This is a genomic window from Hansschlegelia beijingensis (assembly GCF_045505405.1).
Lineage (GTDB): Bacteria > Pseudomonadota > Alphaproteobacteria > Rhizobiales > Methylopilaceae > Methylopila > Methylopila beijingensis_A.
Genome location: NZ_JBJKEX010000134.1, coordinates 1 through 7451 on the forward strand (window position 1 = coordinate 1; position 7451 = coordinate 7451).

Annotated in this window: 8 protein-coding genes; 3 read left to right on the top strand and 5 right to left on the bottom strand. The window is 69.3% G+C overall.

The window, feature by feature from the left end; genetic code table 11:
- On the top strand, positions 1-203 hold a 203-nt coding region (locus ACIKT0_RS10010; protein WP_407105209.1), incomplete at its 5' end, for a 2'-5' RNA ligase family protein.
- A 6-nt stretch (positions 204-209) separates the two neighbouring features.
- Here ACIKT0_RS10010 and ACIKT0_RS10015 read toward each other — a convergent pair.
- The gene (locus ACIKT0_RS10015; protein ID WP_407105210.1) at positions 210-938 is read right to left on the bottom strand and encodes a sulfotransferase family protein; all 729 of its coding nucleotides are present in this window, start codon (positions 936-938) and stop codon (positions 210-212) included.
- A 119-nt stretch (positions 939-1057) separates the two neighbouring features.
- Between ACIKT0_RS10015 and leuD the strand changes: the two genes are divergently transcribed.
- Together leuD and ACIKT0_RS10025 are read left to right on the top strand one after the other, a co-directional pair.
- Positions 1058-1663, top strand: coding sequence for a 3-isopropylmalate dehydratase small subunit (gene leuD / locus ACIKT0_RS10020; RefSeq protein ID WP_407105211.1), 606 nt, complete (start codon positions 1058-1060; stop codon positions 1661-1663).
- A gap of 117 nt (positions 1664-1780) precedes the next feature.
- Positions 1781-2164 (top strand): RidA family protein, encoded by a 384-nt coding sequence (locus tag ACIKT0_RS10025; RefSeq protein WP_183394831.1) that lies wholly within the window; start codon positions 1781-1783, stop codon positions 2162-2164.
- On the opposite strand, the gene ACIKT0_RS10030 is transcribed toward ACIKT0_RS10025, so the two are convergent.
- The 4 genes from ACIKT0_RS10030 to acnA form a co-directional block, all read right to left on the bottom strand.
- Entirely contained in the window at positions 2154-2528 is a 375-nt protein-coding gene (locus ACIKT0_RS10030) for a DUF2794 domain-containing protein (protein ID WP_407105212.1), read from the bottom strand. The genes ACIKT0_RS10025 and ACIKT0_RS10030 overlap by 11 nt on opposite strands.
- Positions 2529-2606: 78 nt before the next feature.
- A complete protein-coding gene (locus ACIKT0_RS10035) occupies positions 2607-3611 on the bottom strand; it encodes an alpha/beta fold hydrolase (RefSeq protein WP_407105213.1) in 1005 nt (334 codons plus the stop codon).
- Positions 3608-4396, bottom strand: coding sequence for a DUF1223 domain-containing protein (locus ACIKT0_RS10040; protein ID WP_407105214.1), 789 nt, complete (start codon positions 4394-4396; stop codon positions 3608-3610). The genes ACIKT0_RS10035 and ACIKT0_RS10040 overlap by 4 nt, the downstream gene beginning before the upstream one ends.
- Positions 4397-4494: 98 nt before the next feature.
- Positions 4495-7176 carry an aconitate hydratase AcnA gene (acnA, locus tag ACIKT0_RS10045; RefSeq protein WP_407105215.1) on the bottom strand — a complete coding sequence of 894 codons (2682 nt, stop codon included), beginning with the start codon at positions 7174-7176 and terminating at the stop codon, positions 4495-4497.
- Positions 7177-7451: the final 275 nt, after the last annotated feature.

The window sequence follows — 7451 nt, forward strand, 5'->3', positions numbered from 1 at the left end:
TGGCCGAGCGGCGCAAGTTCACGCCGCACGTCACGCTGGCGCGGCTGCGGGACAGCTCCTCGCGCGCGGTCGCGGACTATCTCGGCCTCCGGGGCGGGCCGCCAGGCTTGTCGTTCCGGGCCGAGCGCTTCGTGCTCTACTCGTCGCGCGACTCGGTCGGGGGCGGCCCCTATGTGGAGGAGGCCGCCCACCCGCTGCGGTGAGCGCGGTCAGGACGCCTTGCGGATCAGGCGGCGGACGATGCCGGTGCCGGCGGCCTTCGGGCGCTCCGGCGTCTCGACCGCCTGCGCGGCCGCCACGCGGTCGATCATCAGCCGCAGCCCTTCGGCGTACAGGTTGATGTCCGCGCGGTTCAGGGCGTGCAGCTTGGCGATCTCGCGCGGCGTGACGTCGACGCGCTCGTTGATCGCGTTGTAGCGGCGGTTGAGCTGGGGCGCGTCTGCGCCGAACAGCAGCGCCAGCCCCAGCTCGAACCGCTCGGTGATGCCGACGAAAGCGAAGTCCTTGAGCTCCACGCCGCCCAGGAAGGTGGAATGGATGTTGCGGATCCGGTTCTTGCGGGCGAAGCCCGTGAGCGGCAGCGTCCCGGCCTTGATCTCCTTGTCGAAGGCCCATTTGGTCGGCCGCTCCTTGATGAAGGAGTAGTGCGAGATCACCCGCTCGACCGGATCGCGCAGCCAGGTCCACAGCTGCCGGCGCGGATCGACGATCGCGGATTCGACCAGGCTGAGATGGTAGTGCCCGTGCAGCACCTCGACGCCGGCGTCCGCGAGCGCCGGCAGGCGGGAGGCGAGCTCCGCGCGCGGCACGCGCAGCAGCGGATGCGTCGCGGGATCGTTCGCGCCGTAGAACAGCGCGAGCCGGTCGCCATAGAGATCCTTGAGCGCGTTCCGGAAGCTGGTGCCGGCGGTTTTCGGGATGTGGATCGAGAAAATCATTCGGCGGGAGGTCTCCGGACCGGGAACTGCGTGACTGTCGCGCCTGCGAGACGAGGGCGCCGATGGGGTTGACCGCCGTTTCGGGCGGGAGCATGACACGGGCCTCAGGAGCCAGAGAAATGCAGAAGTTCGATACCCTGACCGGCGTCGCCGCGCCCCTGCCGATGATCAACATCGACACGGACATGATCATCCCTAAGCAATACCTGAAGACGATCAAGCGGACCGGCCTCGGCAAGGGACTCTTCTCGGAGCTGCGCTACAACGCGGACGGCAGCGAGAACCCGGACTTCGTCCTGAACAAGCCCGCCTATCGGGATGCCCAGATCCTCGTCGCCGGGGACAATTTCGGCTGCGGCTCTTCGCGCGAACACGCGCCCTGGGCGTTGCTCGACAAGGGCATCCGCTGCGTGATCTCGACCTCCTTCGCGGACATCTTCTACAACAACTGCTTCAAGAACGGCATCCTGCCGATCGTGGTCTCGCCCGAGGACCACGCCAAGCTGATGGACGACGCCGAGCGCGGCGCGAACGCCCGCCTCACCGTCGACCTTGAGGCGCAGGAGATCCGCGGCCCCGACGGCGGCGTGGTCCGGTTCGACATCGACCCGTTCCGCAAGCGCTGCCTCCTCGAGGGCCTCGACGACATCGGCCTGACCATGGAGAAGGCCGACCGCATCTCCGGCTTCGAGGCCAAGCTCGCCGCCGAGCGTCCCTGGACCTGACCAGGGCGGCGCGCCGGCCGACCGAGGCTGGCGCCGGCTTCCTCCGACCTTTCACGCCGCTGGCCGCCTCGCCCGGGACGGCCACGCCACATCTTCGCGTCCATCCGAGACAGCTCCATGACACGTCGCCTGATCTCCACCGGTTCGCCTTTCGAGAAGACGGCCGGCTACAGCCGCGCCGTGGTCGACGGCGACCTCGTCTTCGTCTCGGGCACGACCGGCTATGACTACGCCACCATGTCGATGCCGGAGGACGTCGAGGCGCAGGCCCGCAACGCCTTCGCGACGATCGCCAAGGCGCTCGCCGAGGCCGGCGCCTCCTTCGAGGACGTGGTGCAGACGCGCTATTATCTGGTCGAGCCGTCGGACGCCGAGGCGCTGTTCCGGGTCACGGGCGAGATCTTCGGAGAGATCCGGCCGGCCAACACGCTGATCGTGTGCCGCCTGCTGAAGCCCGAGATGAAGATCGAGATCGAGGTGACGGCCCGCCTCAGGAGCTGACGAGCCGCAGCGACCCGCGGTCGATGGCGGCGAGCACGCGTTTCAGCTCCGGGCCCCGTTTCAGGATCAGCCCGGTGGTCGTGACCACCGCGTACTCGCCCTGCTTGCGCGCGAGCCGCGGCGTCTTCTCGATCCGGTAGAGCGCGAGCTCGCCGGCGCGCCGGAACACCGAGAACACCGCCCGATCCTTCAGGAAGTCGATGGCGTAGTCGCGCCATTCGCCGGCCGAGACCATGCGGCCGTAGAGATTGAGAATCTCGTTGAGTTCCTGCCGGTTGAACGTGACCTGGCTGGACGAGACTTCCGGTGCCGCCGCCGAAGACGCGTGACGCGGGATCAGCCGTATAGGCTCCGGATCGATCATTGAGCCTCCCGGGGACGCGCCCCGCTCACGCGCCCATGATCGCGGAGCCGGCGGACGGACGCAAGCCGCGGCTCGCCGTCACTGCGCGAGCGCCTTGAGGAGCGCCGCCTCGAAGGTGGCCGGATCCTCGATCTGCGGCGCGTGGCCGAGGCCGGGAAACTCCACGAGCTTCGCGCCCGGAATCGTGGACGCGGCGCGGCGACCGAGCGCCGGATAGTCGCCGAGCCGCTTTGCGACCTCGGGCGCCGCCCGGTTGGCGCCGGGCGCGGTGCGGTCGTCCTGGCCGATCATCAGCGTGGTCGGAACCGCGATCCGCGGGAACTCGTAGACCACCGGCTGGGTATAGATCATCTCCGACGTCCGGGCGCCGATCCAGGCGATCCGGTCGCGGCCCGCCCCCGCATACATGCCGGCGTTCATCTCGACCCAGCGGTCATAGGCGGGCTTCCACTGGCCCCCGTAATAGAACTTCGTCTGGTACGCCTTGACGGTGTCGAAGCTGGTCTTCAGCTCGGTCGCGTGGAGCGCGTCGATCGTGGCGTAGGGCACGCCCTCGGCCTTCCAGTCCTCGAGCCCGAGCGGGTTGACCATCACGAGGCGCTCGGTCGCCTCCGGGTAGGACAGGGCGTAGCGCGCCGCCAGCATCCCGCCCATCGAATGGCCGAGGATCGCGGCCTTCCGGACGCCGAGGCTTTCGAGCAGCGCATGCGTGTTCGCCGCGAGCTGCGCGAAGCTGAACTGGTAGCCCTCGGGCTTGGAGGATTTGCAGAAGCCGATCTGGTCGACCGCGATCGTCCGGTAGCCCGCCGCGGTCAGCGCCGCGATCACGCCCTCATAGGTCGCCGCGCAGAAGTTCTTGCCGTGGAGCAGAACGACCGTCCGGCCGTTCGGGCGCTCGGGCGCGACGTCCATATAGGCCATTGAGAGCCGCTGGCCCTGCGACACGAGCTCGAAGCGTCGCACCTCGTGCGGGTACTCGAAGCCTTCCAGCTCAGGCCCGTAGGAGGGGTGGTCGGCCGCCAGAGCCGCGGTCGGGAGAAGGATCGCGCTCAGCAGCGCCGCGATGAGCCCGCGCGTCCTCAATAGGGGTCGCGCGCCAGCCGGGCGGCGGTCGTGGTCAGGTCCAGCACCGCGATCTCGGTTTCCGCTGCGCCCAGGATGGGCCCGGGCTGGCCGCCGGTGCCGGACTGCACCAGCACCGCCAGACCGTCGGCGCCTGCGCTCAGGACCTCTTCGGCCGGCGCCTCGAACCGGGCGTGCGCGCCGTCCCAGGCGCCGAGCCGCGTCATGTGCCGCACCACGTTGACGTAGGTGGCGGTGCGGCCGGCGTTCTCGCCGCGCCCGATCTGGACCTCGCGGGCGCGCTCGAACGAGAAGGCCCAGACTTCGGCGTGCGCATAGGCGAGCGGCTGGCGCGGCGCCGAGACCGCGACTTCCACGCGGCCGTCGCGGACCTTCAGGCTCACCGGCAAGGCGAGGCCGCCGGCCGCGTCGGCCCGCGAAATCGCCCCCATGACGGCCGCGCCGTCGCCCCCGACGGTCGCCTCGCCGCCGTTCACGACGATCTGCGGCGTGTAGACCTTGCGGTCGCCGCGGGCCAGCGCATAGGCGCGCTGCCTGGCCGTGTTGGCCGGGCTCGCCAGCGTGTCCTTCCAGCCGAGATAGTCCCAGTAGTCGACCGGGAGGGTCAGCACGAGGGTCCGGCCGTCATGCGCGAGCTCGCCCGCCAGCCGGTCGGCGGGCGGACAGGAGGAGCATCCCTGGCTGGTGAACAGCTCGACCACGCTGCGGGGCGCCTGCTCGCCGGCCGTCGCGCCGCCCGCCCATGTCAGGCATCCAGCGAGGAGAGCGGCGAGGGCGATGCGCATAAGGTTCCGGCCGGTTGAGTGAACCAGAGGCAGTTATGGGTATGGGCGCCGCCGCCCGCCACTCACATGGCGGTGACGCGCGGCGACGTGATGAGCCCTCAGGCCGCAAGACTCCGCAGCACGTAGTGCAGGATGCCGCCGTTGCGGAAGTAGTCGAGCTCGTCGAGCGTATCGATCCGGCAGAGCAGCGGGACCTTGCGGACCGCGCCGTCCGCCGAGGCGATCTCCGCCTCCAGCGTGACGCGCGGGCGCAGTCCGTCCGCCAGGCCGTGGATGGTCACGGTCTCGTCGCCCTTCAGGCCGAGCGTCTGCCACGACGTGCCCTCCTCGAAGGTCAGCGGGACGACGCCCATGCCGACGAGGTTGGAGCGGTGGATGCGTTCGAAGGACTGCGCGATCACGGCGCGCACGCCGAGCAAATTGGTGCCCTTCGCGGCCCAGTCGCGCGACGAGCCGGTGCCGTATTCGCGCCCGGCGAACACCACCAGCGGCACGCCCTCGGCCTTGTAGCGCATCGCGGCGTCGTAGATCGGAAGCTGCTCGCCGCTCGGATAGTGGATCGTGACGCCGCCCTCGACGCCCGGAACCATCTGGTTCTTGATCCGGATGTTGGCGAAGGTGCCGCGCATCATGACCTCATGATTGCCGCGGCGCGTGCCGTACTGGTTGAAGTCCTGCGGCCGGACCTGATGGTCGCGCAGATATTCGCCCGCCGGGCTCGCGAGCTTGATCGAGCCGGCCGGGGAGATGTGGTCGGTGGTGATCGAGTCGAGGAACAGGCCGAGCACCCGCGCGCCCTCGATGTCCGTGACCGGCTTCGGCTCGCGATCCATGCCCTCGAAGTAAGGCGGGTTCTGCACATAGGTCGAGGAGCTGACCCACTCATAGGTCATGCCGCCCGAGACCTCGATGCCCTGCCAGTTGGCGTCGCCCTTGAAGACGTCGGCGTATTTCGACTGGAACAGCTCGCGGTTGATCGTCTTGCGGATGAAGTCGGCGATCTCGGCGGACGACGGCCAGATGTCGCGCAGATAGACCGGCTGGCCGTCGGAGCCGACGCCGAGCGGCTCGGTCGCGAGATCGACCTGCATGGAGCCCGCGAGCGCATAGGCGACCACCAGCGGCGGAGAGGCGAGATAGTTCGCCCGCACGTCCGGGTTCACGCGGCCTTCGAAGTTGCGGTTGCCGGACAGCACGGCGGCGGCGACGAGGTCGGCCTCGTTGATCGCGTCCGAGATCTCCTCGGGCAGGGGTCCCGAATTGCCGATGCAGGTCGTGCAGCCGAAGCCGACGAGGTTGAAGCCGATCTTGTCGAGCTCGGCCTGCAGGCCGGACTTCTCCAGATAGCCCGCCACCACCTGGCTGCCCGGCGCGAGCGAGGTCTTCACCCACGGCTTGCGCGTCAGGCCCTTGGCGGCGGCGTTGCGCGCCAGCAGCCCGGCGCCGATCATCACGCTCGGGTTGGAGGTGTTGGTGCAGGAGGTGATGGCGGCGATCACCACGTCGCCATGGCCGAGATCATGGTCGCGGCCGGCGACCGGCGCGCGCTTGCCGGCCTCGCCCGGCTTCTTGAACTCGCCCTCGAGAGAGGCGAGGAAGCCCGTCTTGGCCTCCTTCAGCAGCACGCGGTCCTGCGGCCGCTTGGGGCCGGCGATCGACGGCTCGACCGAGGCGAGATCGAGCTCCAGCGTGTCGCTGAACACCGGATCCGGCGTGTCGGACGTGCGGAACATGCCCTGCGCCCTGGCGTAGGCCTCGACCAGCGCGACGCGCGCCTCGTCCCGGCCGGTTTCGCGCAGGTAGCGGATGGTGTCGGCGTCGATCGGGAAGAAGCCGCAGGTCGCGCCGTATTCGGGCGCCATGTTGCCGATCGTGGCGCGATCCTCGAGCGCCATGTTGTCGAGGCCGGGGCCGTAGAACTCGACGAACTTGCCCACCACGCCCTTCTTGCGCAGCATCTGGGTCACGGTCAGCACGAGGTCGGTCGCCGTCACGCCCTCGCGCAGCGCGCCCGTGATCTTGAAGCCGATCACCTCGGGGATGAGCATCGAGATCGGCTGGCCCAGCATGGCCGCCTCCGCCTCGATGCCGCCGACGCCCCAGCCGAGCACCGCGAGGCCGTTGACCATCGTGGTGTGGCTGTCGGTGCCGACCAGCGTGTCCGGATAGGCGACCTTCTCGCCGTTCTCGTCCTTCGTCCAGACGGTCTGCGACAGGTATTCCAGGTTCACCTGGTGGCAGATGCCGGTGCCGGGCGGCACCACGCGGAAATTGTCGAACGCCTGCGCGCCCCAGCGCAGGAAGCGGTACCGCTCGCCATTGCGCTCATATTCGAGCTCCACATTGCGGCCGAAGGCGCGCGCATTGCCGAACTCGTCGACGATCACCGAATGGTCGATGACCAGGTCGACCGGGACCAGCGGATTGATCTTCTTGGGATCGCCGCCGAGATGCTTCATGGCGTCGCGCATCGCGGCGAGGTCGACCACCGCCGGCACGCCGGTGAAGTCCTGCATCAGCACGCGCGCCGGTCGGAAGGCGATCTCCCGGTCCGAGCGGCGGTCGGCGAGCCAGCCCGTCATGGCGCGGGCGTCGTCCGCCACCACCGTGCGGCCGTCCTCGAAACGCAGCAGGTTCTCGAGCAGCACCTTCATCGAGAAGGGCAGCCGGGACACGCCCGCGAGCCCGTTCGCCTCGGCGTCGGGGATGCTGTAGTAGCGATAGGTCTCGCCGCCCACCGACAGTGACTTGGCCGAACGGAAGCTGTCGGGATGGGACACGGGCGGTTCGCTCCTCGGAATGCGCGGCGGCGCGGGCGGCCCGAACTCGGCGCGGGTGCGCTGCACAAGATGGACGTGAGGTCCTTATAGGTGAAGTCTTGCCCGGGTTGAAGACGCTTGAGCCCCGAGCGCGCCTTGCGAAAACCGCCGGGCTTCGAGGGATTCCAACATCCCGGTCGGCTGCCCGATGAGGCTGGTGGCCGAGGCGCTGGCGGTCGCGCGCGGCGGCCGTCCGATCCTGCAGGGGGTGAGCCTCGCGGTCCCGGCGGGGGGCG

Excerpts from the sequence above, each read along its gene's own strand:
- ACIKT0_RS10015 (WP_407105210.1), bottom strand. The coding sequence starts at position 938 with ATGATTTTCTCGATCCACATCCCGAAAACCGCCGGCACCAGCTTCCGG.
- leuD (WP_407105211.1), top strand. The coding sequence starts at position 1,058 with ATGCAGAAGTTCGATACCCTGACCGGCGTCGCCGCGCCCCTGCCGATG.
- ACIKT0_RS10025 (WP_183394831.1), top strand. The coding sequence starts at position 1,781 with ATGACACGTCGCCTGATCTCCACCGGTTCGCCTTTCGAGAAGACGGCC.
- ACIKT0_RS10030 (WP_407105212.1), bottom strand. The coding sequence starts at position 2,528 with ATGATCGATCCGGAGCCTATACGGCTGATCCCGCGTCACGCGTCTTCG.
- ACIKT0_RS10040 (WP_407105214.1), bottom strand. The coding sequence starts at position 4,396 with ATGCGCATCGCCCTCGCCGCTCTCCTCGCTGGATGCCTGACATGGGCG.